The organism is Paraburkholderia sp. GAS348, assembly GCF_050434205.1.
Taxonomy (GTDB): domain Bacteria; phylum Pseudomonadota; class Gammaproteobacteria; order Burkholderiales; family Burkholderiaceae; genus Paraburkholderia.
Window position 1 is genome coordinate 1 of the sequence record NZ_JBNPVT010000072.1, and the last position, 1,277, is coordinate 1,277.

The 1,277-nt window shown below is 63.3% G+C and carries 1 protein-coding gene and 1 pseudogene; both read right to left on the minus strand.

Going from position 1 to position 1,277, the window contains the following annotated elements; all coding sequences use genetic code 11:
• Positions 1-1,025, minus strand: a 1,025-nt coding sequence (nuoH, locus tag P3T22_RS33245; protein ID WP_429327287.1) for an NADH-quinone oxidoreductase subunit NuoH, incomplete at its 3' end; no start/stop codon positions are given.
• Positions 1,026-1,277 (minus strand): annotated as a pseudogene (locus tag P3T22_RS33250) (NADH-quinone oxidoreductase subunit NuoG); the annotation flags it as partial. It lies immediately after the preceding gene.

Genomic DNA, 1,277 nt, shown 5'->3' on the forward strand with positions numbered 1-1,277 from the left:
ACCACGATGAGCCACACCACGCAAACCGGAATAAAAATCTTCCAGCCCAGACGCATGATCTGGTCATAGCGATAGCGCGGGAACGTGGCACGCGCCCAGATGAATACCGACAGCAGCAGGAAAACCTTGGCGACGAGCCATACGATGCCCGGGACGAACGACAGGAAGCCGAACGGTGCGCTCCAGCCGCCGAGGAACAGTGTTGCAGCCAATGCCGAGATCACGATCATGTTGATGTACTCGGCGAGGAAGAACAGCGCGAACGCCATCCCCGAGTAATCGATCATGTGGCCCGCGACGATTTCCGACTCCCCTTCCACCACGTCGAACGGGTGACGGTTCGTTTCGGCGATGCCCGAGATGAAGTACACGACGAACATCGGCAGGAGCGGCAGCCAGTTCCACGACAGGAAATTCAAGCCGTAGCCGGCGAAGATGCCGCGCTCCTGCGACGTCACGATATCCGACAGATTCAGGCTGCCCGAGGTCATCAGCACGACGACGAGGGCGAAGCCCATCGAGATTTCGTACGAGACCATCTGAGCGGCCGCGCGCATGGCGCCGAGAAACGCGTATTTCGAGTTCGACGCCCAGCCCGCCAGGATCACGCCGTACACACCGACTGACGAAATCGCCATCGCGTACAGGAGACCCGCGTTGATGTCGCCGAGCACCGCGCCCGCCTGGAACGGAATCACCGCCCACACCGCGAAGGCCGGCACCACCACCATGATCGGCGCGATCATGTAGATCCAGCGGCTCGCCTGGGCCGGCTGGATCACTTCTTTCAGCAACAGCTTCAGCACGTCGGCGATCGGCTGCAGCAAGCCTGCGGGGCCCACGCGGTTCGGGCCGAGACGCACGTGCATCCAGCCGATCAGCTTGCGCTCCCACAGAATCAGGTACGCCACGCACAGCAGGATCACGACGGCCACCACCAGGATGCGCACCAGTGCCCACACCGTGGGCCATGCCACACCGAGAAGCTGGGTGCCGCCCGAGTTGATCGTATCGAACAAGCTCATTTACGCCTTCTCCACCAGCAGTTCACCGAACAGGCTGCCCAGCGCTGCACCGGCAGGCGTAGCCGCCGATACGCGGACGACCGTCTCCGCAAGATTCGCGTCGCGCACGGCCGGCAACTGCACCGATTGCTCGCCCTGGCGCACGCGCACGGCGTCGCCTTCCTTCAAACCCAGTTTGTCGAACAGCGCAGCGGGCAGACCGGCCGAATTCGCGGCACGTGCCGCTGCCGTCAGATGCAGCGACTCGGCGCG